General features: G+C 70.0%; 21 protein-coding genes. 9 read left to right on the top strand and 12 right to left on the bottom strand.

The window, feature by feature from the left end; all coding sequences use genetic code 11:
- Positions 1–53: 53 nt before the first annotated feature.
- Both J2744_RS08355 and J2744_RS08350 read right to left on the bottom strand, forming a co-directional pair.
- The gene (locus J2744_RS08355) at positions 54–773 is read right to left on the bottom strand and encodes a class I SAM-dependent methyltransferase (protein WP_209546608.1); all 720 of its coding nucleotides are present in this window, start codon (positions 771–773) and stop codon (positions 54–56) included.
- Positions 774–873: 100 nt separating this feature from the next.
- Complete coding sequence (locus J2744_RS08350; RefSeq protein ID WP_209546606.1) at positions 874–1,266, bottom strand: PPOX class F420-dependent oxidoreductase; 393 nt, start codon at positions 1,264–1,266, stop codon at positions 874–876.
- A gap of 152 nt (positions 1,267–1,418) precedes the next feature.
- Between J2744_RS08350 and J2744_RS08345 the strand changes: the two genes are divergently transcribed.
- A complete protein-coding gene (locus tag J2744_RS08345) occupies positions 1,419–1,691 on the top strand; it encodes a helix-turn-helix domain-containing protein (RefSeq protein WP_137688989.1) in 273 nt (90 codons plus the stop codon).
- 38 nt (positions 1,692–1,729) lie between these two features.
- On the opposite strand, the gene J2744_RS08340 is transcribed toward J2744_RS08345, so the two are convergent.
- Positions 1,730–3,049 carry an RNA-guided endonuclease InsQ/TnpB family protein gene (locus J2744_RS08340; RefSeq protein ID WP_209546604.1) on the bottom strand — a complete coding sequence of 440 codons (1,320 nt, stop codon included), beginning with the start codon at positions 3,047–3,049 and terminating at the stop codon, positions 1,730–1,732.
- 258 nt (positions 3,050–3,307) lie between these two features.
- Here J2744_RS08340 and J2744_RS08335 point away from each other — a divergent pair, with 258 nt between their 5' ends.
- The 3 genes from J2744_RS08335 (at position 3,308) to J2744_RS08325 (ending at position 5,526) form a co-directional block, all read left to right on the top strand.
- Complete coding sequence (locus tag J2744_RS08335; protein ID WP_209546602.1) at positions 3,308–4,378, top strand: glycosyltransferase; 1,071 nt, start codon at positions 3,308–3,310, stop codon at positions 4,376–4,378.
- 45 nt (positions 4,379–4,423) lie between these two features.
- Complete coding sequence (hisF, locus tag J2744_RS08330) at positions 4,424–5,242, top strand: imidazole glycerol phosphate synthase subunit HisF (protein WP_209546600.1); 819 nt, start codon at positions 4,424–4,426, stop codon at positions 5,240–5,242.
- Between the two features lie 98 nt (positions 5,243–5,340).
- Complete coding sequence (locus J2744_RS08325) at positions 5,341–5,526, top strand: DUF7511 domain-containing protein (RefSeq protein ID WP_209546598.1); 186 nt, start codon at positions 5,341–5,343, stop codon at positions 5,524–5,526.
- A 462-nt stretch (positions 5,527–5,988) separates the two neighbouring features.
- On the opposite strand, the gene J2744_RS08320 is transcribed toward J2744_RS08325, so the two are convergent.
- Entirely contained in the window at positions 5,989–8,175 is a 2,187-nt protein-coding gene (locus J2744_RS08320; RefSeq protein ID WP_209546594.1) for a glycoside hydrolase family 15 protein, read from the bottom strand.
- A gap of 104 nt (positions 8,176–8,279) precedes the next feature.
- Here J2744_RS08320 and J2744_RS08315 point away from each other — a divergent pair, with 104 nt between their 5' ends.
- Both J2744_RS08315 and J2744_RS08310 read left to right on the top strand, forming a co-directional pair.
- Entirely contained in the window at positions 8,280–10,640 is a 2,361-nt protein-coding gene (locus tag J2744_RS08315; RefSeq protein ID WP_209546592.1) for an alpha-amylase family glycosyl hydrolase, read from the top strand.
- Between the two features lie 162 nt (positions 10,641–10,802).
- Positions 10,803–11,864, top strand: coding sequence for a TrmB family transcriptional regulator (locus tag J2744_RS08310; RefSeq protein WP_209546587.1), 1,062 nt, complete (start codon positions 10,803–10,805; stop codon positions 11,862–11,864).
- A 68-nt stretch (positions 11,865–11,932) separates the two neighbouring features.
- Here J2744_RS08310 and J2744_RS08305 read toward each other — a convergent pair whose 3' ends face one another.
- The 8 genes from J2744_RS08305 to J2744_RS08270 all read right to left on the bottom strand — a co-directional run bounded on the left by J2744_RS08305 (position 11,933) and on the right by J2744_RS08270 (position 20,164).
- Entirely contained in the window at positions 11,933–13,027 is a 1,095-nt protein-coding gene (locus tag J2744_RS08305; RefSeq protein WP_209546582.1) for a DUF7551 domain-containing protein, read from the bottom strand.
- Positions 13,028–13,113: 86 nt separating this feature from the next.
- The gene (locus J2744_RS08300) at positions 13,114–13,290 is read right to left on the bottom strand and encodes a hypothetical protein (protein WP_209546578.1); all 177 of its coding nucleotides are present in this window, start codon (positions 13,288–13,290) and stop codon (positions 13,114–13,116) included.
- Positions 13,291–14,541: an ABC transporter substrate-binding protein gene (locus J2744_RS08295; protein WP_209546573.1), complete on the bottom strand. Its 1,251-nt coding sequence runs from the start codon at positions 14,539–14,541 to the stop codon at positions 13,291–13,293. It lies immediately after the preceding gene.
- 95 nt (positions 14,542–14,636) lie between these two features.
- Complete coding sequence (locus J2744_RS08290; RefSeq protein WP_209546571.1) at positions 14,637–15,593, bottom strand: ABC transporter ATP-binding protein; 957 nt, start codon at positions 15,591–15,593, stop codon at positions 14,637–14,639.
- Positions 15,594–16,793 (bottom strand): FecCD family ABC transporter permease, encoded by a 1,200-nt coding sequence (locus tag J2744_RS08285; RefSeq protein WP_209546569.1) that lies wholly within the window; start codon positions 16,791–16,793, stop codon positions 15,594–15,596. It abuts the gene before it with no gap.
- Positions 16,790–17,830 carry an FAD-dependent oxidoreductase gene (locus J2744_RS08280; RefSeq protein ID WP_209546567.1) on the bottom strand — a complete coding sequence of 347 codons (1,041 nt, stop codon included), beginning with the start codon at positions 17,828–17,830 and terminating at the stop codon, positions 16,790–16,792. Before J2744_RS08280 ends, J2744_RS08285 begins: the two co-directional genes overlap by 4 nt.
- Entirely contained in the window at positions 17,827–19,098 is a 1,272-nt protein-coding gene (locus J2744_RS08275) for an ABC transporter substrate-binding protein (protein WP_209546565.1), read from the bottom strand. The genes J2744_RS08280 and J2744_RS08275 overlap by 4 nt, the downstream gene beginning before the upstream one ends.
- Before the next feature lie 130 nt (positions 19,099–19,228).
- On the bottom strand, positions 19,229–20,164 hold the full coding sequence (locus J2744_RS08270) for a halo transducer protein (protein ID WP_209546563.1): 936 nt from the start codon (positions 20,162–20,164) through the stop codon (positions 19,229–19,231).
- Between the two features lie 207 nt (positions 20,165–20,371).
- On the opposite strand from J2744_RS08270, the gene J2744_RS08265 reads away from it, so the two are divergent.
- From J2744_RS08265 to pstA, 3 genes are all read left to right on the top strand, one after another.
- On the top strand, positions 20,372–21,625 hold the full coding sequence (locus J2744_RS08265; protein WP_209546561.1) for a PstS family phosphate ABC transporter substrate-binding protein: 1,254 nt from the start codon (positions 20,372–20,374) through the stop codon (positions 21,623–21,625).
- A 153-nt stretch (positions 21,626–21,778) separates the two neighbouring features.
- Positions 21,779–22,912, top strand: a complete 1,134-nt coding sequence (gene pstC, locus J2744_RS08260; RefSeq protein ID WP_209546559.1) for a phosphate ABC transporter permease subunit PstC — start codon at positions 21,779–21,781, stop codon at positions 22,910–22,912.
- Positions 22,912–24,540, top strand: a complete 1,629-nt coding sequence (pstA, locus tag J2744_RS08255; RefSeq protein WP_209546557.1) for a phosphate ABC transporter permease PstA — start codon at positions 22,912–22,914, stop codon at positions 24,538–24,540. Before pstC ends, pstA begins: the two co-directional genes overlap by 1 nt.

Below are 24,540 nucleotides of genomic sequence, written 5' to 3'. Positions count from 1 at the left end.
ACGGGACGAACTGCGGGCAGCGGTCCGAAGGCGACGAACGCGTCGCTCCGCGTTCACTCCTCGTCCGCCACCCGGGCGTCCCAGTACGACACCGAGGCGACGTAGTCGCCCGGAATCGTGTCGCCCGCGAGCTCGTCGAGAGCCCGGAACGGCTTCGCGACGGCCCCCGGGAGTTCGCGGTAGAAGCCGTACGGTAACACGAAGTCGTGCTCCTCGTTCGCGAGCGCGAGCCCCGCCTCGCCGAGCATGGCGGCGACCTGGCGCTCGGAGTAGAGCCGCGACCCCATCGGGAGCAGCCAGGTGTACAGCGTCCGCAGGCTGCGGCTGTTGAACGTGTCGAAGAACACCTGATCGCGGCTGACCCGGCGAAGCTCCGTCGCGAACGGGACCGGGTCGTCCATCAGGTGGAAGAAGCGCATCGCGACCACCGTGTCGAAGTGGTCGTCGGGGAACGGGAGCCGCGACGCGTCGCCGCGGAGGAACTCGACCGTGTCCGCGTGGCCGGCGGCGGCGACCTTCTCGCGGGCCTGTTCGAGCATCTCGCGGGAGACGTCGAGTCCGACGACGTCCGCGCCCTGATCGGCGAGCATCGTCGTGAACCGACCGGTGCCGCAGGCGACCTCCAGCACGCGATGGCCCGGATCGATCGGTCCCAACGCGGAGAGGACGGCCTCTTTCTCCCGGCGGTCGATGAGCTGTCCGCCGCCGGAAAAGCGGACGTCGTCGTACTCCTCGGCGACCTCGTCGGCCTGGTACCAGTCCTGTCCCTTCACGTTGTCCGTGATGGAAGCCGGACCGACAAAACCGTACTGGATGCGGTCCGGCGCCGGACCCGGCGCGGCCGGCTGGAAGCGACGCCGACCGTCGCCGCGGTCACCCGCTCGTGGCGACGTTCTCGGCCGGGATCTTGACGATCACCCGCGCGCCCTCCTCCTCGTCGTGGTGCGGGTACTCGTCGACGCCGAAGTACCGGCGGGCGAGTTCGTCGATGTGCTCGCGCGCGCCCTCCTCGGTCAGTTCGGCCTCGCCGCGGACGGAGACGTATCGGTACGCGTCGTCGGGGTCGAGCACGCTGACGCCGACCTTCGGGTTGTTTCGGACGTTCCGCTCCTTGCGGCGCCCGCGGAGCGTGTTCACGAGGACGTACTCGCGGTCCTCGTGGTCGACCCACACCGGCGTGACGTGAGGGAGGCCGTCCGGTCCGACGGTGGCGAAGTGCGCGTACGACTCGGCCTCGAGGATGTCGACGTGGGACTCGGGTATCACGCGACGAGGTACGAACGCCCGCCGGAAAACGTCCCGGACGGATCGTCGACGACGGGCCGGACGAAGAGTGATATTAACACATTATATTATCACAGGCAGATTCCCCTATATGTAGCCAACCTTTACCACTACCCGTGGGATTCGTGTGAGACATGAGTACCAGTCCCGCGGAGACCGCTGACCAGGACCGCCTGTCGGAGACCGAGTACCGCGACCGCCTGCGCGAGCTACCCCCGAGCGCCAAGCTCGTCGCGAAAGTGCTGGAGGGCGACGCACCACTCTCGCAGGGCGGTCTCGCCGAGGAGTCGCTGCTGCCGGACCGCACCGTCCGCTACGCGCTCAACCGCCTCGAAGAGGAGGGCCTCGTCGACTCGCGGTACAGCTTCAAGGACGCGCGCAAACAGGTGTACTACCTGACGGTGTAAACTACCCCACCCTACTCGCTCACGGTGGTTCGAGACGCCTACGGCGTCTCGTCATCACGAGAGGCGCTATGCGCCTCTCGAACGACTTCGCCGTTCGCTTCGTTGCGGGTGGGGCTTTCGCATGGACTCCCGTTCTGTCCGCCGTCGGCGGAAGGCTCGTACTCGCCATTCACGTTCAACATCCCGCGATTCAAACGCACGTTTACGGGTGCGCCTCCGCCCGACGACTTTTGCGCCGAACGGAGATACTTCAATCCGATATTCTTCGCCGCGTTGTAGTCTGCGTGGGGCGAGTATCCACACTTCAGGCACTCGAATACGTCCTGTCCGTCCGAGGTTGAACGGTTGTTCTCGTGAGTGAAGCCGCACTTGGAACACCGCTGGCTCGTGTACGCAGGACTCACCTGTTCGACCGAGATGCCAACCACTTCGGCTTTGTACTCGACGTACTCGAACAGGCGTCGAAACGCCCACGCGTGGAACTTCTTGGCGTTGGGCATCCGCTCACGAATCCCGGTCAGGTTCTCGAACGCGATCACGTCGCAGCCATACTCGACGGCTTCCGCGACGAGTTCCTTGGAGACAGTGTGTAAGAAGTGGTCGTAGCGGCCCGTCTCAGTACGTCCGACCGACTGGATGGTTTCGTGGGCGGCCCGCGTGCCGCGCTGGTGGAGTGAACCACGCCGCTTCTCGAACTCGCGGTGCCAGTGATTCAACTCCGACCCGTTCCAGAATGTCCCTGTGGAGGTGACGGCGACGTTTTCGATGCCGAGGTCAACGCCGAGGACTGTGCTGTGCTCGTCGTTGCCGTCGTCGGCAGTCTCGAACTCCACGTCCGCCTTTGTTCGGACGTGAAGGTAAAAATTGCCGTCTCGGTAGTGGAGTTCCCCGCCTGTCACTTCGTAGTCGTCATTGAACAGATACTCCGAGTGGGGCGTCTCGCGGTTCTCGTCGGGGAGGACGTACTCCGCGGTGATGCGTCCTTCGACGGTCGAGAGCGTCGCGTGGTCGTCGTTGAACGTCGCACATCGCTTGTCGTAGACGAGCGTCGGTGCGGAGAAGTTCGGCTTCCCAGCGTAGTCGCCTTGCTTCCACCGAGCGACGACGCTCTGTACGGCGTCGGCAGCCTTGTTGCGAGCGTTTTGGACGAGGTTCGCTTGGAGTCGCGTCTCGGCCCGCACGTCGTCGTAGGTTTCGCGTTGGAGTTCAGCTTTGCTCGTGGTCTTGTATTCGCCTTGCCACGCGTGGTCTACGACGTAGTTGGCGGCCCACAGGAACTCGGAGATGGTTTCGTGGAGGAGGTCAGCGTCGCTGTCGGCCACGTCGAGTTTGACGGGGACGGTGCGACGTACCTCCATCCGTACTTCAGATGTAGACCTATGACTTTATATTAGTAATGGCTCGGTGGGGAGTCGGCCAGTCATCGAGCATGGTTGGTGTAGTACTGTGTCGGTTTCTCTCCGACCTACTCGCTCGCTACGCTCACTCCTTGAGGTCGGAGGTTCCAGCTTGAATTACGCAGAGCGTCCCCCGCACGAACCGGCCGGCCCCCGCTGACGGGGCCGGTCGAACGCACACGCAGTCCTTTTTACCTCCTCGCCCCGATAGCGGGTCGTATGGATCTCTCGGTCGTCGTCCCGACGCTCAACGGTCGGGACCGGTTGGCCGCCTGCCTCGACGCGCTGGCGGCCGACGCGCCCGACGCCGAGGTGATCGTGGTCAACGGTCCCTCGGCCGACGGCACGACCGGCATGGTTCGCGACCGCGACGACGTGGACGTACTGGTCGAAATCTCCGACCGGACGGTGAACGTCGCCCGCAACGCCGGGATCGAGGTGGCGACGAGCGACGCGGTCGCGCTGGTCGACTACGACAACCGGATCGAGCCGGGGTGGCGCGAGGCGGTCGCGGCGGGTCTCGACGCGTCGCCCGTGGTCTCGGGACCGGTGACGCCGATCCCGCCGAGCGGGACGGCCGACGGTGATTCGACCGCGACGGACGACGCGGAGCGCGACGATCCGAGCGAACCGGAGCGCAGTCCGAGCGAACCGGAGCGCAATCGGATCGCGGGCCGGGACGTCACCTACTTCGAGGGCGGCAACGTCGCGTTCCGACGGGACGCCCTGCGGGACCTCGACGGCTTCGACGAGTACCTCCGGGTCGGCGGCGCGCGCGACGCCGCCCACCGGCTCGCGCGCATGGACCGCGAGGTGGCGTGGCGGCCGGAACTCGCTGCGCGGAAGGAGCTTCCGACCCCGACCGCCGCCGACGGCGGCCGAAGCGCCCACGAGTGGGGCTGGAAGTACCGAGCGCTCGCCTACCGCCTGCTGAAGAACTACGGCGTGCGGCCGACCGTGCTCCTCCGGACCGGCTCGCACGCGCTCGGCGACGCGCTCGGCGCGGCGAAGGACGTGGTCCGCGGCGAGTCGACGCCCACGCGGTGGGCGGCGACGGGCCGCGACGTGCTGTTGGGTCTCACCGGCGGGACCTCCGACGGACTCGTCGCGCGGCGGCGGGACCGAAGCCCCGCGCGGAACCCCAACGGCATCTCGACGCGCGCGGACCGCGCCGTCGCGAAGTACGACCGGCGGGCCGGTGCGAACGGTGACGGTGCGACCGAGGCTGACGGCGGTGGACCGACCGGGGTCGAGGGCGAGCGAGTGACCGAAGTCGACGCGGACGAGTAGGCCCGCGCCTTTTAACCGAGGGCGCGGCCAACACCCCGGTAACGAATGGGACTCACGAAGCGCATCATTCCCTGTATCGACGTCGACCGCGACGACGACGGCGACGCCGCGGTGTACACCGGCGTCAACTTCGAGAACCTGGAGTACACGGGCGACCCGGTGGAGCTGGCGAAGAAGTACAACGCGGCCGGCGCCGACGAGTTCGTCTTCCTCGACATCACCGCCAGCGCCGACGGCCGCGAGACGATGCTCGACGTGGTCAACGCGGTCGCCGACGAGTGTTTCATCCCCCTGACGGTCGGCGGCGGTATCCGCACCAAGGCCGACATCAAGGAGACGCTCCGGGCCGGCGCGGACAAGGTGTCGATCACGACCGGCGCCCTCGAACGCCCGGAGCTGATCGAGGAGGGCGCGGCCGCGTTCGGTAGTCAGTGCATCGTCATCTCCGTCGACGCGCGGCGGCGGTACGACGACGCGGGCGACCACTTCTACGAGGACGAGGACGGCGAGACGGTGTGGTTCGAGTGTACGAAGAAGGGCGGCCGCGAGGGCACCGGCATCGACGCCGTCTCGTGGGCGAAGGAGGCCGAGGAGCGCGGCGCGGGCGAGCTGTTCGTCAACTCCATCGACAAGGACGGGACGAAGGACGGCTACGACGTTCCCCTGATGAAGGCGGTCGGCGAGGCCGTCTCGACCCCCCTCATCGCCTCCTCCGGCTGCGGCTCCCCCGAGGACATGTACGAGGTGTTCACCGAGGCGAACGCGGACGCCGGTCTCGCGGCCTCCATCTTCCACTTCGGCGACTACTCCATCGAGGAGACGAAGGCGTACCTCGACGAGCGCGGCGTCCCGGTGCGGCGCTGAGCGCGGCGTCCCGGTGAGACGCTAACTACAGTTGTAGTGTGTATTTTTCCGCACCCGAAACCAACAGTTATTATCCGATCGGGCGCGAACCGTGACGTATGTCCACGTCCACGTCATCCGCACGTGTTCGCGACGGGTCGCCGGAACTCGTCTGTAAACGGACCGACAGCGACGACGGCGGCGAGGTGACGTTCTTCGAGCCGGACGTCGACCCGGACGAGCGAACCACCCGGTGGGTCACGGTCCGGGAGGAGGACTGTATTCCCCGCGAGGAGTGGCGATAAGATCGGGTTTTTCGTGTTTTCGGTTTCTATTTATAAGTCGTTGTGAGCGGAGCGGCGGTAATCACTTCCAGAACGCCAGTTGATCGCTTATAAATAGCTGACGGTAGATCGATGGCGAACACCCCCAAATCTCCAGCCGCTCGTTTATAAATGGTCGACGGGAGATCGACGGAGGACATCTCCAAAGCCCCAGCCGGGAGGCGGACGCAGGCGACGCAAGCACTGGAAGGAGCGAGCAACGCGAGCGACTGAAGCGCGCAGCGAGCGTGCGTCCGCCTCCCGGCTGGGGCTTTGAGTCCCGCCCCGCACGGCAACCGCACCTCACACCTCCCCAGCCTCGTCAGTCGCCCTCCGCGTTGCTCCGGGCGACTGACTCCCTCGCGCGTGCGACTCGCGCCCTGCGGGCGCTCGTCGGCACGCGCCGACCGCACTGATCATTTATAAATAGTCGCCGAGGTCCGGTCAGTCGTCGTCCGCGGCGGCGCGGTCGGCGAACTGCGGCAGCTCGTCGTCGAGCAGCGCAACCGTCGCCAGCCGGATCGCGTGCGGCCACCCGAGCGGGGTCGCGCTGTCGGGCGTCCCGTCGTCGAAGAACTGCTCGGGGAGGTACGTGGTCGGCTCGCAGAGGGAGCCGCCGGGTGAGACGTGCGCGAGCAGACCGCGGGCGCGGGCCGTCATCTCGGCCGCGCGGGGGTCGTCGTGCGCCGCGAGCAGGGCCGCCAGCTCCGCGCAGGCGTGCGCGCCCCACGCGGTCGAGACCGTCCACACCTTCTCGGAGACCTGCCCCGCCCGCCGCCAGCCGTCGCCCTCGTAGCGAGTCAGCCCGGTGATCGCGTCGGTCTCGTGATAGAGCCCGTCGACGACAGCCTCGACGTGCGAGACCAGCCGGTCGAGTCGCTCCGCGTCGACCGCGCCGCCAGCCTCGGGACCGTCGTCGCCGTCTCGGCGCTCCTCGCCCGCCTCGCCGAGCGCGTCGAACGAGCGGTGCGCGGCCGCCAGCGCCAGCGTGGCCGAGTCGAGCCGGTCGTCTATCCCGCCGTCGACCGTCTCGCGAAGCGCGTAGCAGCCGCGCTCGGGCACCCACAGGTCGTCGAGCGCCGCGTACACCTCACGGGCTCGGTCGCGGGCGTGCGCGGCGAGGTCGTCCGGGAGCGACGCGGCGCCGGGCACGGCGTCGGAGTCGTCGAGCGCGTCCACGGCGAGCCCCTCCCCGTGGCGGCCGAGTTCGCTGTACGCCTCCAGGAACGTCGCGGCGGTGTGCGTGAACCGGCCGGCGGAGTCCTCCCACGCGTTCTGACAGACGACGGGGCGGCCGTCGGGTTCGAGCGTCCGGTCGAGGCCCGCGAGCGCGGCGACGAGCGTCCGGTCTAGCCCCGCGATCTCGACGCCGGCGGCGCGGGCCTGCGCGAGGTACGCGACGACGCTGCCGGTCTGGTCGGCCTGATAGTCGACGTCCGGCCCGTCCTCGATGCGGGCGTTCGCCCACCCGGGCGCGAGCGCGCCGTCGCGGGGCCACACCCGGTGGGGCCACGAGCCGTCGGGGCGCTGCGTGGCGACGTACATCCGCGCGGACCGGGCGTGCCGGTCGTCGAGGTCGACGCCGAGCGCGTCTGCGGCGCCGAGCAGGAACCCGGATATCTCCGCGTCGTCGCGGAACCACGTGTAGCCGTAGCCCCCGGAGTGCTCGTAGTAGGGGTCGAAGTCCGGCCCCGCGATCCGGAGCCCGGACGGCGCGGAGAGCAGCGAGAGGACGCGCAGGTCGGCGACGACGGACTCGCGGGCGGGCGCCGACTCGGGGACGGTCGGGAGCGCGTCCGCGGCCGCGTCCGCGAGCGCGTCGACGCCGTCGAGGTCGGCGAAGAGCGCGTCGAGGCGCTCGCGGGCCGTCTCGCGGTCGGTCTCCGCCCGGTCCGTCAGGAGCGTGGCGACCGTCGCAATCCCGTCCGAGAGCGGCACGTCGGCGATCACCTCCCCGGAGAGGCGCTCCTCCTCGTACCGGTCGCCGTCGCGGTCGCGCGGGAGGTCGGTGGGGTCGTCGTCGAGCAGTTCCGGGAACGTCGCCGGGAGCTGGCCGCGGAGGTCCGCGAAGCCGGTCGCGCTCGCGAGGAAGTCGTGCTCGTCGGCGTGGTACACCTCGACGGCGTCGTCGAACCGGAGCTGTCCCACCCGGTCGTCGCGGCCGTCGGGCGCGAAGCGGGCGTAGACGACGAGCGAGGCGTCCGCGGGGTCCGCAGGGCCGAGGTCGGTTCCGTCGGCGCCGCCGTCGGCCGACTCCCCCTCGGGGAACTCGACCGACGCGCGGGTGAGGTGCGCGTCGCCGAGCGTGACGTCGTGGCGGGTCACCGTCGCTCGCGGCGTCTCGTGGACGGTTTCGACCATCGCGGTGTCGCCGACGTACCGCTGTGTCGTGTCCGCCTCGTCGAGCCAGGTGACCTCGTCGTCGACGGCGAGACCGATCCGGGACCGAACGAGACCGGTCCGACCGGTGAGCGGGTAGCCGAAATCGCGGAGTTCGCCGTCGTCGCCGACGTGGACGAGCCGGCCGTCTCCCCCCGAAAAACGGCCGGAAACGGTGCGCCGCTCGCCGGGGAAGTGCGTCCCGTCGCCGGCGTGGCGCTTGTAGTCGTCGAGCGCGTCGCGGAGTTGCATTGCGAGATCGTACGCCGCGGTGCGATATGAAGTTTTGGTGTAATTGTTGTTCACGTGTTTCGCGAACGGAAACCCTCAAACCCCGCCGCGACGAGGGACCGGGCGTGTACGAACCCGGCCCCCCGCGAACGACGAGCGTCGGCGAGTCGGTCGAGCTGGCGCCGCGCTCCCCCGACCCGGACGGGACCTACCGGTGGACCGTCCGCGACGCGCCGGCCGACAGCGACCTCGCCGCCGGAGACGGTCCGGATCCCGAAGCGACCGGGCCGCCGAGTTCGGCGACCGCGGTCAGTTCGGCTTCCCCGACCGCTGTGCTCCGCGCGGGCGAGACGAGCCGCGACGACGACCCGGTGGTCCATCTCGCCCCGGATGCTCCCGGGACCTACGTCCTCGCGCTCGACGCGCCCGACGGCGTCCACCGCCAGCGCGTGCGCGCCTTCCCCGACGAGCGCCGCGAGACGGAAATCCGGGTCCCGGCCGCCGACCTCCCGGTCAACGACGCGGACGTCGACCGCGTGTCGCTTTTGTGGCCGCTCGGCCAGAACCGGCTCGCGCTCGACCGCCCCGAGCGCGACGGCGACGAGTGGGTCGCCTCGGTGCGCGTGCCGCCCGGCAGTCACGGCTTCGCGCTCGCCGCCAACGACGACCGGTCGTCGGCGTCCCACGGCGTCTGCGAGGTTCCCGGTCCCGGCCGCCCGCGAGTCTCGCTCGACGCGACGGTCGTCGAGACCGACGGCCCCGAAGAGAGCGGCCGCCTCCGCCTGACGGCCGCGCTCGACCCCGCACCCGCGGTCGACGACGTCGAGCGCGGCGGCGACCCGGAGGCGCTCCACGCGACGTTCCTCGTCGACGACCGCGACGCCGACCCGGAGACGGTCGCGGCGATCGAGTCGCGGGCGGACGGGCGGACGCTCTCGGTCCCGCTCGACGACCTCCCCGACTCGGTCCGGATCCACGCGGTTCCGCACGGCGAACGGTACGGGGCCGCGGAGACGGTGCGGATCGAGACCGGCGGGGGCAGCGCCGGCGAAGGGGAGGCGGCCGGCGACCGCGGCGGACCGGTCGCGGTCACCGAGCCGAACCCGACGCCCGACTGGGCCGAATCCCCGACGATCTACGAGGTGTTCGTCCGGTCGTTCGCGGGCGACACGCTGCCGACGACGTTCCGGGAGATCGAGCGCCGAGTCGAGTATCTGGAGCACCTCGGCGTCGACGCGCTCTGGCTCACCCCCGTCCTCGCCTCGCCGACGGACCACGGCTACCACGTCACCGACTACTACGACACCGCCGCCGACCTCGGCTCTCGCGAGTCGTTCGAGTCGCTCGTCGACGCGTGCCACGACGCCGGCATCCGCGTCGTCTTCGATCTGGTGATCAACCACACCTCCCGCGACCACCCCGCCTTCCAGCTCCACTCCGCCGGCGTCGACGCGTACGCCGACCACTACCGCCGGACCGACGCCGCGGCCGACGTGACCGGCATCGACTGGGCCGAGCTCGGGGACGGCGATATGCCGGACTACTACTTCGAGTGGGGCCGGATCCCGAACCTCAACTACGACAGCCCGGCGGTCCGCGAGTGGCTGCTCGACGCCGTCGACGAGTGGGCCGGCGTCGTCGACGGCTTCCGCGCCGACGTGGCGTGGGGCGTCCCGCACGGCTTCTGGAAGGAGGTCGCCGACCGCGTCCCCGACGACGTGCTCCTCCTCGACGAGACGCTGCCCCACGACCCGTTCTACGGCGAGGGGGAGTTCCACCGCCACTACGACACCTCGCTGTACGAGACGCTCCGCGCGGTCGGCGCGGACGAGGAGCCGGCCGACGCGGTCGAGACCGCGCTCGCCCGCGGCGAGTGGCTCGGCTTCGGCGACGGGGGCGCGCAGATGCGCTACGTCGAGAACCACGACGAGGACCGGTACCTCGCGGAGCACGGCCGAGACGCGCTCCGCGCGGCCGCCGCGGTGACGTTCACGCTGCCGGGCGCCCCGATGATCTACGCGGGACAGGAACGGGGCAACGAGACGTACCGCGGTCCGATCCGGTGGCACGACGGGGACAACGACCTCACCGACTTCCACCGCGAACTGGCCGCGCTGCGCGAGAACGAGCGGCTCCTCCGCGACGGGGACGTGGCGTTCGACGGCCGCGCGAGCGAGGTGCGCGTCGTCGAGGGCGACGCCGAGCGCGTGACCGCCTACGAGCGGACGCCGCCGGAAGCGGACGGGAGCGAGACCGACGGCGGCGACCCGACCGACGACGGCGGCGGCGAACCGCTCCTCGTCGTCGTCAACTTCGCCGAGGAGCCGGCGACCGTCGCGGTCCCCGGATCTGTCGGGGCGGATCTGTTCGGAGACGGTCGCGTCCGCGACGACGCGGGCGACGGCGACGACCCGAGCGCCGACGCCGGCGACGCCGACCGCGACGAACTCCGCGTCGCGGTCGATTCGGTAGCCGTCCTCCGGTGACCGCGGGCCGGGAGCGCGGCGAGGTCGTCCGGGAGTGCGGCGAGGTCGTCCGGGAGTGCGGCGAGGGCACCGGGGACCGCGGCGAGGGGGTCGGCCGGGTCGTCGTCTCCGCGGACGCTCGCGGACCGACCCTTATAAGTGTCGCTCGGAAGAGGCGTTCGTATGGACGACCGGACGCTGACCGACCTCCTCCGTCGGTTCGGACTCTCCGACAAGGAGGTCGACACCTACCTCAGTCTGCTCGAACACGGCGAGGCGAAGGCGAGCACCGTCGCCGACGCGGCGGGCGTCTCGAAGCGGTACGTCTACAGCGTGAGCGAGTCGCTGGCGGAGCGCGGTTTCGTCGAGGTGAACGACCACGTCGTGCCGACGACGATCCGCGCGAACCCGCCGGACGAGGTGATAGAGCGGCTCCGGTCCGACGTCGACGCGATGCGGCCCGGGCTGGCGGAGCGGTACTCCCGCGTCGAGCGACAGGCCGAGCAGTTCGAGGTGATCAAATCGCGGGTCACCGTCCTCAAGCGGATGCGCTCGCTGCTCTCGGACGCCGAGTCCGAGGTGACGCTGTCGCTCACCGCCGGACAGGTCCCGGAGGTCAGGGACGCGCTCGCGGACGCGGTCGACCGCGGCGTGCTCGTCTTACTCGTCGTCTCCGACGCCGACGCGGACCTCGACGCGGACGACCCCGCGCTGTCGGGAGTCGCCAACGTCGTCCGGAGCTGGGGCGAGGCGATGCCGACGCTCCTCACCGTCGACTCCGCGGCCGGCGTCGTCGCCCCGCCGGAGCTCCTCCGCCGGTCGACCACCGACCGGCAGGCCATCGCCTTCGCCCAAGAGCAGCTCGCGCCGGTGATCGTCGGCTCGTTCCTCGGGAACTACTGGCCCGCGGCGACCGAGGTCCTCGTCGCCGACTCGGCGCCGCTCCCGGCCGAGTACACGAACTTCAGACACACCGTCCTCCAGGCGACCCTCCGGCTCCGCGCCGGCGACCCGCCTCGGGTGACCGTCGGCGGTCGGTGGACCGACGACGACGAACCGGCCGAAATCGTCGGCCGCGTCGTCGAGACGAGACAGGGGATGGTGGAGCCGACGAACAACGAGTTCCCGGTCGAGCACTCGCTCGTCGTCGAGACCGACGACGGCGAGGTCACTGTCGGCGGACAGGGCGCGTTCGTCGAGGACGTCGAGGCCGACCTCGCCCGGATCGAGCCGGACGACGAGTGAGAGCACGCCGGAGTGCGCCGGAGCTCCCCCGAGACGCGCGACGACAGTCGTATGGCTCCCGACGACCGTCAGTCCTCGGGCGGAATCGGCGCGCTCACCGGACCGCCGTCGCGGTCGGGGGCGTCCGGCGTGATCCGGAACCGCCAGTCCGGACCGCTCGGGTCGCCGCCGTCCGGGAGGAGGGCGACCCCGGCGATCCGCCCGCGGGGGTCGCGGCGACACACCTCCAGCGCCAGCGGAAGCGTCGGGACTCGCCCCTCGGTCGGCGACAGCGCGTAGCCGGAGACGCGGACCGCCGCGTCGTCCGCGGCCGAGGCTCCCGATCCCGGGACCGGTTCCGCGTCGTCGAGTCGTTCGTACCCGTCGACGAGACCGACCGCCGCGAGGCGGTCGAACGCGGCGGTCACCGGGTCCGAGTCGGACGGTTTCGGCGGGTCCGACGCGGGCGGCTCTGGGAGGTCTGGGAGCCGCTCGGCGGCCGCGGACAGCACCGCCGCCTGCGTTCCCGGATCGAGGTGGCGTTCGAGCGCCGCCGCCATCGCTTCGAGGAGACACAGACAGAGGTCGTCGGGGTCCGCGAGCCGCTCGGCGAACGCGAAGTACGCGTCCATCACGGCCGACTCCGCGCGGTCGTGGCCACCGGCGGAGAGCGCCTCGAACGTCGCCGCCGCCGCGGCGTGGCAGAACTCGACGCGGTCGCGGCGCCGGCCGCGTTCCGGCGGGCGGCCGGGAAGCCGAGGGATCGCCGACCCCGCGTCGTCGCCGCGATCACCGTCGCTCGAACGACCGCCTCGCGAGGGACCGACCGCGTCGCCGTCGACGACGCGGTCGGCGAGTTCGTCCGTCGGTCGGTCGGCGCCGTCCGGGACGAAACGCGGGGCGTCAGCGGCCCGAACGCCAGCCGACCCCGGCTCTGACTCGACGAACTCCTGTCTGACGACGATGTCGTAGAAGGGGAGCTGGGGGTCGTACCGGCGGAGCGCGTCGCGGTACTGCTCCGTCGCGCGGGCCGCCGCACGGGCCGTCTCGCGGCTGTCGAACCGCAGCCCCGCGGCGGGGACCGGTCGGTCACCGTAGCGCGCGCAGACGAGCGAGAACTCGCCGTCCGCGACCGCGAGCGATTCGATGTGGTCCGCGATGTCGAGTAGCGTGGTTCCGATCACGGTGGTGTCCTCACGGGCGGGGAACCGCGTTTGACGGGGTTACGGCCCCGAAGTGGGGCGAATTCGGGGGATTGTGAGCGCTCCGGTCATCGGCGCACCCGGACCGGGTTGGCGGCGGCGATGAACGGCTCGTCGCCGTCGGCCGAGGCGAACGCCACGTCGCCGCCCTCGCCGCGCTCGACGCGCCACGTCGGCAGCGCCGGCACGTCGTAGTCGGTCGGGTCGCCGGAGGTCGCCGCGACGGCCCACTCGCGGGCGCGCATCTACAGGTCCCCGTTGATCGCGTCCGCGACCCGCTGCCGGTCGAACAGCCGCTCTTCCTGCGGGATTTCCGGGTACGGTCCCTCGTCGTAGGTCGGCCACGCGCCGAACTCGTCGGGATACAGCTGCTTCGCGGTCATCTCCAGCTGGAAGAGGTTGAGGATCGGTCCCTGATACCGGGCGCCCTGCGGGTGGACCCGCCCGTTCTGGACCGCCGTGACCTCCGAGGCGACGGGGTCGTTCTCCAGGGTCGACCGAACTTCGGCCATGCTCGTGCCGGGCTGCATCCCGCCGAGGAAGAGGATCACGTCGGGATCGGCCTCGAGCAGCTGTTCGAAGTCGACCGTCGCGCCGGACTCGACGGACCCGCCGAAGGCGGGATTCGGAGCGAGCGGCCGCGTGTGCGAGGTGAGGAATCCCGGGTTGTCCAGCGTGTAGGCGTACACCGTCTCCATGTCACCGGAGGAGATCAACACCGCGTCCGGCCGCTCCGACTCCGTCGGCAGCCCGTCTTCGATCGTCGATAAGAGTCCCTCGCGGACCTCGGCGAGCGCCTCGTAGCGCTCGCGCTCCTGGAAGGCCTCGGCGACGCGCTCGAACTGCTCCCACAGCCCGTAGTACTCGTAGCCGTCGGCCCACTCCTCCGCGGGCGGTTGGTGGCGGTCGCTGAGAGAGTTCCCGAACCACGGCGAGACGTTCTCCGCGATCTCGTCGATGTCGGACCGGTCCCACCCCTCGACTTGCGTCACCCACGCCGGGTCCGCGAGGTGGATGTCGCTGTCCAGCTCGTACAGCTTCTCCTTGTCCGGCTCCCACGAGGAGTAGAGTCCCGACCAGTCGAGCGAGACGCCCGGCAGGCGCTCGACGTACTGGTTCCAGAGCGCGTCGTAGTAGTCGGGCGCGTGCATCGCGGTGATCCCGTCGCTCCGACCGAGCGCGAACGCCATGTCGGCGTGGTGGGTGAGCCGCGTGAACACCGTCTCCGGCGGCGACTCGAACGTCACCTCGCCCACCGGCGAGATGGACGCGGTGTAGCTCCCGTCGCCGGCGTCGTCCGCGGACTCCTCCGAGTCGCCGCCGTCGGTCGAGCCGTCGTCGGTCGAGTTGCCGTCGCTCGCGCCGCCGTCACTCCCGTCGGACTCGGCACCGCCGCCGGTACAGCCGGCGAGTAGACCGCCGAGAGCGACGGTACCGCCGTACTTCGCGAACGCTCTGCGGGTCGGTTCGTCGGGCACCTCGTTGCCGTTGGACATACTTTTAGGCCAACCTAAAACAATATAACCGTTCCGATCTTTAGGATGTCCTAAAATCTGTCGCGGCCGAGCGCTGCTCGCCGCCGCGAGCCGGGCTACTCCTCGTGTCGCGCCCGGAGCGGCGTCACCCGCGGGCCGCGATCGGTGTCGACGACCTCGGCATCGACGCGGAACACGTCGGTGAGCAGGTCCTCGGTGACGATCTCCTCGGGCGGCCCGCGCGCCCGGATCTCGCCGTCCTTGAGCGCGACCACCCGGTCGGCGAGCCGCGCGGCCTGTTCGATGTCGTGGAGGACGACGACGACGGTGACCTCGCTCTCGTCGCGGAGCGTCTCGATGATCTCCATCACCTCCATCTGGTGGTGGAGATCGAGGAACGTCGTCGGCTCGTCGAGCAGGAGCACGTCGGTGTCCTGCGCTAAGACCATCGCGATCCACGCCAGCTGCTTTTGCCCGCCGCTTAAGCTGCCGACCTCGCGGTCGCGCAGGTGGCCGCAGCCCGCCAGGTCGATGGCGCGCTCGACCGCGCGGGCGTCCTCGGCGGTCGTCCGCTCGAAGAACCCGCGGTGCGGGTAGCGACCGTGGTACACGAGGTCCTCGACGGTGATGCTGTCCGGCGACGTGCTCTCCTGTGAAAGCAGGCCGAGCTTCTTCGCGAGCGCCTTCGTGTCCATCGAGTGGACGTCGCGCCCGTCCAGCAGCACCGAGCCGCCCTCGGGCGCGAGCTGGTTCGCCAGTCCCTTCAGCAGGGTGCTCTTCCCGGAGCCGTTCGGGCCGACGAGGGCGGTGACCGCGCCCGGCTCGGCCGCGATCGACTCGCCGTCGATCACCGGCTCCGGGGCCGTCGGGTAGCCCAACACGAGGTCCTCGCCGTCGAGGTCGCTCGCGGCTCCCGCCCCGCCCGTTCCGTGTTGCCCGCCCGCGCCGCTCGTTCCGTGTTGTCCGTCCCCGCCGCCCGTTCCCTGCGGGCCGTCCGCTTCGGTCGCGCCGTTCATCTCGTTCGCACCGCTCGATTCGCCCGACTCCGTCGCGTCCGCGTGTTCTGTGGACATTCAGAGGTCACCCATGTTCTGCTGTCGCCGCATCAGGTACAGGAAGTACGGCCCGCCGACCAGCCCGGTGACGATCCCCACCGGGATCTGCGAGTCCGCGCCGGTCAGCACGCTCATCCCGAGGCGCGCGCCCACGTCGGCGCCGACCATCAGCGCCGGGCCGACGAACAGGCAGCCGACGATCACCCGCTTGTAGTCGCTGCCGACGAGGTTCCGGACCACGTGGGGGACGATGAGCCCCACGAAGCTCACGATGCCCGCCACCGCGATGCTGGCGGCCGCCGCCAGCACGGCGACGCCGGAGAGCGCGAACCGAACCCGCTCTATCGACATCCCCAGCGACTTCGCCGTCTGCTCGCCGAGGAGGAGGAGGTTCAGCTGCCGCGACCCCGCGAGCGAGAGCACCACCGCCACGACCGTCCACGGGAGCGCCATCCGGACCTGCTCCCAGTCGGTCCCCGTCAGCGAGCCGGTGGTCCACTGGATCGCCGACTGGACGACGCTGATGTCGTCCGCGAAGAAGAACAGCCCCGTCTGGAGGCTTGTGAAGACGGTCCCGACGATGACGCCCGCGAGCACGAGCCGGACGGGGCTGGTCCCGTTCTTCCACGCGATGGCGTACACGATCAGGAACGCCACCGCCCCGCCGAGCGCCGCGATGATCGGGAGGAACGCCGAGAGACTCCCGAACACCACGAGCGTGAGCAGGATCATCAGCCCCGCGCCGGAGGAGACGCCGAGGATGAACGGGCTGGCGAGCTCGTTCCGCGTCACCGCCTGGAAGATGGCGCCCGAGACGGCGAGGTTCATCCCGACGACGACGCCGACGAGCACCCGCGGCAGCCGGATGTTCCAGACGATGAGCGTCTCGCGCGCGAGCTGCGGCAGCTCGCCCTGGAACCCCGTGACCGTCCGCATCAGCTCCTCGCCGAGGAGGAAGTTGAGGAACCACCGCGGGTCGAACAGGACGGCGGGGTCGAGGACGGCCCGCCACGCCTGTCCGACCGTCATCGAGTACGCCCCGAAGCTCACCTGGACGAGTCCCGCGACGGCGACCAGGACGAGGCTTCCCGCCGCGACCGTTACGAGCCGGGGGTCGAACAGCCACCCGAGCCGACCGCCTTCGGCCGGGCGCCGAGCCGGAGAGCCGCCGCCGACGGTCCGCCCCTCCCCGCCGGTCGTCGATTCCCCGCCGCTCATCGCCGCCCTCCGTCCACCGGCTCGGCGTCGGTGTCGTCGGTGTCGCCTCCGGCGTTCGACCCGTCACCGGCCGCGTACGCGGCGATCACCTCGTCGTCCATCGCGTCGAGCAGCGCGTCGGTCCCGTGGGCGTCGACGACCGCCTCGGGATCGAGGCGCTCGGCGAGCGCGCGGTGGCCGGCCGCGGCGCGGGCCGCCTCCTCGTCCGCGTCGACGTACGACGACAGCGCCTCGTCGATCGCGGCCTCGCGGACGCGGGCGAACCGCTCCGAGTCGGGGTCGACCGGGCCGTCGGCGTGCTCCGCGTCGAACCACTCGACCCACCGGTCTCGGTCGGTCCACTCGTCGTCGAGTTCCGCCTCGCGACGGACCCAGTCGACGCCCTCAGCGGCCGCCGGCCACCAGCCGTCCTCGATCCGGGCGTCGGCGACGACCTTCTTTCCGACCCGAGCGCCGCGGCCCGCGGCCGTGATCGCCTGCCGGTCGGCCTCCGAGGGGGACGCGACGTACAGCCCCTCGACGGGGGTCGTCCCGTCGCGGTCCGCGTACTCGCGGTCGAAGTGCTCGTGCGTCTCGCCGCCGTGGTCGTGGACCTCGAACATCGCGTCGTCGTCGTCGAGTCCGCGGAGGTACTCGCCGTCGTAGCGCGTCGCCGCGATCACCCGACGAGCGGTGACCGACTCGCCCTCCTGTAGGCCGACGATGAACCGCTCGGTTTCAGGCTCGTCCGCGTCGGCCTCCGAGCGCTCGACGGACTCGACGAGGTCCTCGACGACCGCACAGCCGGCCCGCTCTGCCTGCGCGCGCATGAGGTCCGAGAGCGTTCCGACGTCGATCCCGGCCGGGAATCCGGGGTAGTTCTCCAGGTGCGCGCAGCGCACGAGCGACGACCGCCCGCGGTCGAAGACGACGACGTCGAGACCGGCGCGCGCCGCGAACACCGCGGCGGCGCAGCCGGCCGGGCCGCCCCCCACCACGACGACGTCGCGGTCGGCGGCAGCGCGGTCGGTGACGTCGCGGTCGACGGCGTCGCTCATTCCGCCCCTCCGGCGACGATCGAGGCCACCTCGTCGCGGTCGAACAGCCGCTCGTCGGCGGGGATATCGGGGTAGTCGTCGCCGTGTTCGTAGTTCGGCCACTCCCCGAACCGCTCCGGGAACAGCTGTTTCGCGGTCATCTCGAGCTGGAACAGGTTCATGATCGGTCCCTGGACCGGGTCGCCGGAGGGGTAGAAGCGGTCGTTCGCGACCGCGGACAGCTCGCCGGCGACCGGGTGCTCCGACAGCTCCTCGCGGGTCGCGCCCACGTCGTAGTAGGAGGCGATCCCGTACTGGTGGAGGATGACGTCGGGGTCGACCTCCAGCAGCTGCTCGTGGTCGTAGGCCGTCTCGTAGGTGACCTCCTCGGCGGCGAACGCGTCGGGGACGTCGAACGGGCGCACGTGCGCGTTCGCGAAGCCAGGCTGGTCGGTCCGAGACGGGTAGTAGGTCCCGTCCATGTAGAGGAGCGTCGCGACCGTCGGGCGCTCCTCGGCGGGCGGGAGGTCGCTCCGGATCGTCTCGACCAGGTCCTCCCGGACCGAATCGAGCGCGGCGAAGCGCTCCTCCTCTCGGAACGCGGCGGCGACGCGCTCGCCGATCTCGGGGAGGGTGTAGTACTCGTAGTCTGCGCGGTACGACTCGGGCGGCTCGGAGTGCCGCCGGCTGTAGATGTTCCCGAACCACGGCCCGACGTTGTCGCGGATCTCGTCTACGTCGTCCCGGTCCCAGCCGTCGAAGGAGACGAAAAGCGCCGGGTCGGCGAGGTGGAGGTCGGAGTCGAGTTCGTAGAGGAGCTCGCGGTCGACGGAGATGCCGCCGCCCGACCCCGTGTTGAGCTGTTCGAGTCCCTCGCGGTCGAAGGAGACGCCGTCGAGGTCGGCGTAGTAGGCGTCGAGCGTGTTGCCGCCCGCGTCGGCGTCGAAGCCGAGCGAGTTGACCGCGTCGCCGTGGCCGAGCGCCACCGCGAGGTCGGCGTACAACAGGCTGTAAGCCATGACGCTTTCTGGGACCGCGTCGAACGTCACCTCGCCGACCGGCGCCATCTCGGCCGCGTACGAGTCCGCGCCCCCTCCTTCGGACTCGCTCGACGAGTCGTCCCCGCCGGCGCCGCCGTCCGCCGAGCCGTTTCCGTCACCCGATCCGGACCCGCTCGGCGTCGACTCGGTCCCGCTACACCCGGCGAGCAGTCCCGCACCGGCGACGGCGCCGCAGTACCTGATCGCGTCGCGCCGCGTGCCGGCGGGTCGGTCCGCGTCTCGTTCCATATGATTTAGGCTTCCCTAAAGGATTAAAGCCGTTTCGAATGTTAGGCGAACCTAAATACTCGTCGCGGGGGGAAGCCACACCGCTCGAACCGACGGGATCGGTCAGCTCGATCCGTTCGTCGACCGAGCGTCAGTCCCCGCTCGTCTCGCCCGAAATTCCCGCGCGCGCCTCTGCGATTACCTCGTCGACGCGCGCCCACGCGACGGGGGGACTGACGGCCGCCAGCTCCGTTTCGAGCGCTTCGAGCCGGTCGGCGAACCGGGCGTCTAAGCTCGGTCGGTCCGCGAGCGCCTCGGCGTTCGCCGCCGCCTCGCGCTCGACCTCGTCGATCCGGGCCTCGATATCGTCCGGGAACGAGACCCCTTCGCCCTCCGCCCACGTGCGGAGGTCGGCCGCTTCCGCCCGGAGGTCGGCGACGGCGACCTCGAGCACGCGCGTCTGGACGGTCGCGTCGAACCAGCGCTCCTGCTCGGGGGCGTCTGCGGCCCGAAGCGACTCGACGGTCTCGGCGACGGCCGCGGCGGACTCCTCGGCGCTCTCGACTTCGTCGACGAGCGCGTCGTGCCGTCTGTTGGCCGAGGTGAGCCACGCTTCGAACGCTTCGAGCTCGGTTTCGAGGTCGTGAGCGACGCGGACGACCTCCTGTGCGCCGGTCGTGATCTCGTGGAGGTCGACCGCGGCCTCGTAGACGTCCGCGGGCGAGTCGAGTTCGTCCGCCGCCGATCCGAGCTCTCCGCCGAGCGCCTCGACGTCCGCCCGGAGGTCGGCGAGCCGCTCCGCGAACGCGCGTCGTCGGACGTCGACGATATCGAGGTCCGGGACGTCGGCGGCGGCGTCGCTCGCGCTCTCGTGGGCGCGCGTCGCGAGGTCCACGCGCGTCTCGGCGGTGGCGAGTACCTGGGAGACGTCGGTGACGGTCGCCTCGATCGCCGCGGGCGTAACCGCCTCGTCGTCGGTGAACGGCTCGAGCCACGTGCGAATCGATTCCGGGTCCTCGCCCGTCTGGTCGACGGCGGTCTCGACCAGTTCGTCGAGAGGGGTCGCTACCGGCGCGGATTCGGTCATACATCGCCGTTTTTCACAGGCTGGTGTATACCTTCCGTCAGAACGGATCGTTTGCGGCCGGTACCCAACGGAACGGTACGGAGAGATATGTAGGAGTAACGATTGTACATACCAGACCGGTCCGGTACTGCGTTTCTGTGATTTATACGTACCTCAGTATACCAGAAATATAAACCACCTTATTAGATACTCCAGACTCTTCAGGTGATGTCCGACCGGAACTGGGCCGACGGTAGTGTATCGCGGCGGAAAGTCCTCATCACCTCGGGAGCGCTCGGAGCGGCCGGCCTGGCCGGCTGTAGCGGACAGAGCAACGACGGTGGCGACGGTAGTAGCGGCGGCGGCAATAGCAGCGACGGCGGGGGCGGCGACGGCGGCGACGGCGGCGACGGCGACGGCGACGACGAGGACAGCAGCTCCAGCGGTGACAGCTCGCTGCTCAACGCCGAGGGTTCGTCGACGGTGTACCCGATCTCGAACACCGGCAGCTCGTACTGGAACTCCAACGCCCCGTCGAGCGACGGCGAGTACTGGGGCGCGAACGACGAGGGGTCGGTCCCCGGCTGGGACGAACTCGCGTCGGACGGCGCCGACGGCATGCTCATCGCCGACTACTTCGCCTCGAAGTTCGGCTTCGAGCCGACGGAGCAGCGCTCCGAACCGCCGTTCCCGACGACGGTCGGACTGAGCCACTCGGGGACCGGCTGTGAGGCCGTCACCGAGGGACTCGTCGACATCGGCAACTCCTCCGGCCCGATCACGGCCGAGCTCGGCTGGAGCGAGGAGGAGGCGCAAAACAGGGTCGTCGACAACGTCGTCGGTCGTGACGGCCAGCCGGTCGTCGTCAGTTCCGACGTCTCGGACGCCGGCGTCAGCCAGCTGACCGGCGAGCAGATCCGTCAGATCTACCAGGACGAGATCACGAACTGGAACGAGATCGACGGCATCGACTACGACCAGGAGATCTACGCCATCGGCCGCGCCGAGGGGTCCGGCACCGACACCTCGTTCCGGCTGAACATGCTCGGCGGCGCCGACGCCGCCATGCCGGGCGTCGACACCCGCTTCGGGCAGAACCAACAGGTCGCGCAGGCGGTCGCCCAGAACGAGGGCGCCATCGCGTACATGGCGCTGGCGTTCACGAGCGACCAGGTCACGCCCATCGCGATCAACTTCGACGGCACGCTGTACGAGACCAGCCGGGACGCGGAGAACACGATCTTCGACAGCAGCTACCCGCTCAACCGCGACCTCCACATGTACACGCTCATCGAGGAGAACAACCCCGACGGCGGCGGGTACGACCGGCGGGAGGCGGCGTTCGTCAACATGTTCCTCAACGAGTTCGGACAGACCGTCTTCGTCGAGGGGAACAACTACATCCCGCTCCCGACGAGCGACCTGGAGGCGATGAAAGATCAGGTCTCGTCCGTCGCCACGGAAGACCTCCTCACGCCGTAGATCGGCCCGGTCCCGATCTCCGGTCGCGCACCGCGACACGATCCGTCGCGGTGCGCGCAGACTACCGCCCAGCAATCGACCGCGTCCCCGGGCACTCTGAAACGCCAATTTCTACGAGACACCCAAAACGCAAATGCCACTCATCCCAAAGCCATGGCACCAGTAACGGACACCCAGAGCGAACGAATACGCAGGGCTATCAGCGCCCGGATCCGCAAGACGCGAGAGTTCGTCGACCAGACCGATCCGGCCGCGCTCGCGATCGTCTCGGTGATGGCGCTGTCGCTTTTCGGCGCGCTCGTCGGGTTCCTGGCCGTGTCGGACTGGACGATCCTCCCCTTCGTCGCCTTCCTCGCCTCGTCGGCGGTCGGCTGGTTCCGCTACCAAGAGGAGACCGCGTACGTCATCTCGCTGATGATGACGGTGTCGACGATCCTCATCCTCGGGCTGATCGTCGTCTTCATCTTCCGGGAGTCGATCCCGGTGATCCGGTACGAGAGCGCGACGGTGTACGGGTTCACGGTTCCCGGACTCAGGATGTTCATCCAGCCCAACTGGGACGCCGTCTCCCCGCCCATCCGGTACTCGATGGTGCCGATGATCCACGGAACGGTGATGGTGACGCTCATCGCGTCCGCCGTCGCCGCGCCCCTGGGAGTCTCGGCGGCCCTGTTCCTCTCGGAGATCGCCCCCGCCCCCGTTCGCGAGGTCGTCAAGCCGGGCGTCGAGGTCCTCGCCGGCATCCCCTCGATCGTCTACGGGTTCATCGGGTTCACCGTGTTGAGTCCCTGGGCCTCCGACCAGTTCCAGACGACCGGACAGGGTTCGTACCTGTTCGTCGGGATCGTCGTCGGACTGATGGCGCTCCCGACCGTCGTCTCCGTCGCCGAGGACGCGCTGAGCAGCATCCCCGAGTCGATGAAGAGCGGGTCGCTGGCGCTGGGGACGACCGACTGGCAGACGATGACCTCGATCACCCTCCCGGCGGCGTTCTCCGGCGTTTCGGCGGCGGTCCTGCTCGGCGTCGGGCGGGCCATCGGCGAGACGATGGCGGCCACGGTGATGCTCCGCGGCGTGCCTCGTCTCACGGAGCCGCTGGTCAACGTCTTCTACGGAATGGAGACGCTGACCTCGATCATCGCTCGGAACTACGGCGAGGCCGACGGTCTCCAGATGGACGCGCTGTTCGTCGCCGGCGTGATCCTGTTCGTCACCGTCCTCGCCATCTCCGTGGGCGCGCAGTACATCGAGTGGCGGATGCACAAGCGGCTCGGAGGTGAGATCTGATGGCCGGTGCGACCCAGACGGGCGGAGAGCTGATCGAGGAGGAGACGACCGAGACGGACGCCGTCGCCGCGGGCGCTGTCGGGCTCTCGGCGGTCCTGTTCGCGCTCGCCGTCGCGGCGCTGTTCGAACGGATCAGCCTCACCGGAGCGATCGCCGGGGTGCGGACCGTGACGCTGCTCGGCGGCCTGCTGACCGCGCTGGGCGTCGCGGTGGTCGCCTTCGGCGTCGGGTCGCGGTTCGGCTACGTCCGGACGGACCCCGACCCGAGCGCCGGTCTCGTCGCCGGGTTCGGCGCTGCGGTCCCGTGGGTCGTGATCGGCGGCGGCGTGGTGAGCGAGACGCTCGGCCTCGGCCCGACGATCGGCGTGATCGGCGCCGTCGTCGCCGGCGGCACCGCCTTCGCGGTCACCGTCCTCCCGCGCGAAGACGTCGGATCGACGCTTCCCCTCGGGAGCCTCCTCGCGCTGATAGGACTGGTCTTCCTGACCGGCGTCATCGGCCCGGAGTGGGTGTGGGAGCTCGACTGGGCACAGCAGGCCTCGATCACCGCCGGGTTCCTCGTCCCGACGGCGACGCTGTTCAGCGCGCTGTACGGCGGGTGGGCGTCGGCGAAGGCGTACGGCGGCTTCGGCGCCCGCGGCCGTCACATGGGCGCGTACGTGCTCGTCTACCTGAACGCGCTCTCTATCATCGCCTTCCTCTTCGTCCTCGTCGCATACGTGGTCGTTCAGGGGGTCCCCGGCCTGCTCAACGGCGCCGAGTTCGGCTTCGGCACCGGACCGCAGACGACGATCCTCGGCGTGTCGGTCACGCTCCCGGTCTCCGTTCCGTTCGTGATGAACGGGGTCGCCCTCTTCAACGACTTCCAGGGCGTGCTGCCCGCCATCGTCGGCACGATCTGGCTCGTGATCGGGGCCGTCCTGCTGGCGGTTCCGCTCGGGGTCGGCGCGGCGGTCTTCCTCACCGAGTACGCCGAGCGCGGCCGGTTCACGCAGGTCGTCGAGGTCGCCACCAACGGGCTGTGGAGCACCCCGAGTATCGTCTTCGGGCTGTTCGGGTTCGCCTTCCTCATCCCGCGGTTCGGCAACGGGAAGTCGCTGCTCTCCGGGATGATCACGCTCGGCTTCATGCTGCTGCCGCTCGTGGTGATCACGTCCCGAGAGGCGATGCTCTCGGTCCCGGACGAGTACCGCGACGCCAGCGCCGCGCTGGGCGTCTCGAAGTGGCAGACGATCCGGAGCGTCGTCCTGCCGGCGGCGCTCCCGGGCGTCGTCACCGGCGTCATCCTCGGCGTGGGCCGCATCGCGGGCGAGACGGCCCCGATCCTGCTGACGATGGCCGGCGGGACGTTCGTCCCCGGCTCGCAGACGGTCGACGTCCTCGGCAGCTTCCAGTTCACGTCGGCGCCGCCGTTCGTCGCGAACCCGGCGCTCCTGGAGGCGACGTCGGCGCTGCCCTACCAACTGTACGCCCTCATTTCGGCCGGCGTGGGCGCCAGCAGCAACGTCGGCGACGCGGACGCGTTCCGGTGGGCGACCGCACTGATCCTCCTGATCATCGTCCTGTCGTTTTACGCGATCGGGATCGCAACGCGCTACTACTTCCGCCGCCGGCTCCGCCACACCTGA

It is taken from the genome of Halorubrum trapanicum, assembly GCF_017873555.1.
GTDB classification, from domain to species: Archaea; Halobacteriota; Halobacteria; order Halobacteriales; family Haloferacaceae; genus Halorubrum; species Halorubrum trapanicum.
The sequence above is the reverse complement of the archived record's forward strand: the minus strand, read 5'-3'. Positions and strand labels throughout refer to the sequence as shown.

What these genes read in the sequence shown, in the direction of transcription:
- J2744_RS08300 (WP_209546578.1), bottom strand. Translation starts at nt 13,290, where the DNA reads ATGCGCGCCCGCGAGTGGGCCGTCGCGGCGACCTCCGGCGACCCGACC.
- J2744_RS08335 (WP_209546602.1), top strand. Translation starts at nt 3,308, where the DNA reads ATGGATCTCTCGGTCGTCGTCCCGACGCTCAACGGTCGGGACCGGTTG.
- J2744_RS08310 (WP_209546587.1), top strand. Translation starts at nt 10,803, where the DNA reads ATGGACGACCGGACGCTGACCGACCTCCTCCGTCGGTTCGGACTCTCC.
- pstA (WP_209546557.1), top strand. Translation starts at nt 22,912, where the DNA reads ATGGCCGGTGCGACCCAGACGGGCGGAGAGCTGATCGAGGAGGAGACG.
- J2744_RS08265 (WP_209546561.1), top strand. Translation starts at nt 20,372, where the DNA reads ATGTCCGACCGGAACTGGGCCGACGGTAGTGTATCGCGGCGGAAAGTC.
- J2744_RS08290 (WP_209546571.1), bottom strand. Translation starts at nt 15,593, where the DNA reads ATGTCCACAGAACACGCGGACGCGACGGAGTCGGGCGAATCGAGCGGT.
- J2744_RS08295 (WP_209546573.1), bottom strand. Translation starts at nt 14,541, where the DNA reads ATGTCCAACGGCAACGAGGTGCCCGACGAACCGACCCGCAGAGCGTTC.
- pstC (WP_209546559.1), top strand. Translation starts at nt 21,779, where the DNA reads ATGGCACCAGTAACGGACACCCAGAGCGAACGAATACGCAGGGCTATC.
- J2744_RS08270 (WP_209546563.1), bottom strand. Translation starts at nt 20,164, where the DNA reads ATGACCGAATCCGCGCCGGTAGCGACCCCTCTCGACGAACTGGTCGAG.
- J2744_RS08345 (WP_137688989.1), top strand. Translation starts at nt 1,419, where the DNA reads ATGAGTACCAGTCCCGCGGAGACCGCTGACCAGGACCGCCTGTCGGAG.
- J2744_RS08285 (WP_209546569.1), bottom strand. Translation starts at nt 16,793, where the DNA reads ATGAGCGGCGGGGAATCGACGACCGGCGGGGAGGGGCGGACCGTCGGC.
- hisF (WP_209546600.1), top strand. Translation starts at nt 4,424, where the DNA reads ATGGGACTCACGAAGCGCATCATTCCCTGTATCGACGTCGACCGCGAC.
- J2744_RS08275 (WP_209546565.1), bottom strand. Translation starts at nt 19,098, where the DNA reads ATGGAACGAGACGCGGACCGACCCGCCGGCACGCGGCGCGACGCGATC.
- J2744_RS08325 (WP_209546598.1), top strand. Translation starts at nt 5,341, where the DNA reads ATGTCCACGTCCACGTCATCCGCACGTGTTCGCGACGGGTCGCCGGAA.
- J2744_RS08280 (WP_209546567.1), bottom strand. Translation starts at nt 17,830, where the DNA reads ATGAGCGACGCCGTCGACCGCGACGTCACCGACCGCGCTGCCGCCGAC.
- J2744_RS08340 (WP_209546604.1), bottom strand. Translation starts at nt 3,049, where the DNA reads ATGGAGGTACGTCGCACCGTCCCCGTCAAACTCGACGTGGCCGACAGC.
- J2744_RS08320 (WP_209546594.1), bottom strand. Translation starts at nt 8,175, where the DNA reads ATGCAACTCCGCGACGCGCTCGACGACTACAAGCGCCACGCCGGCGAC.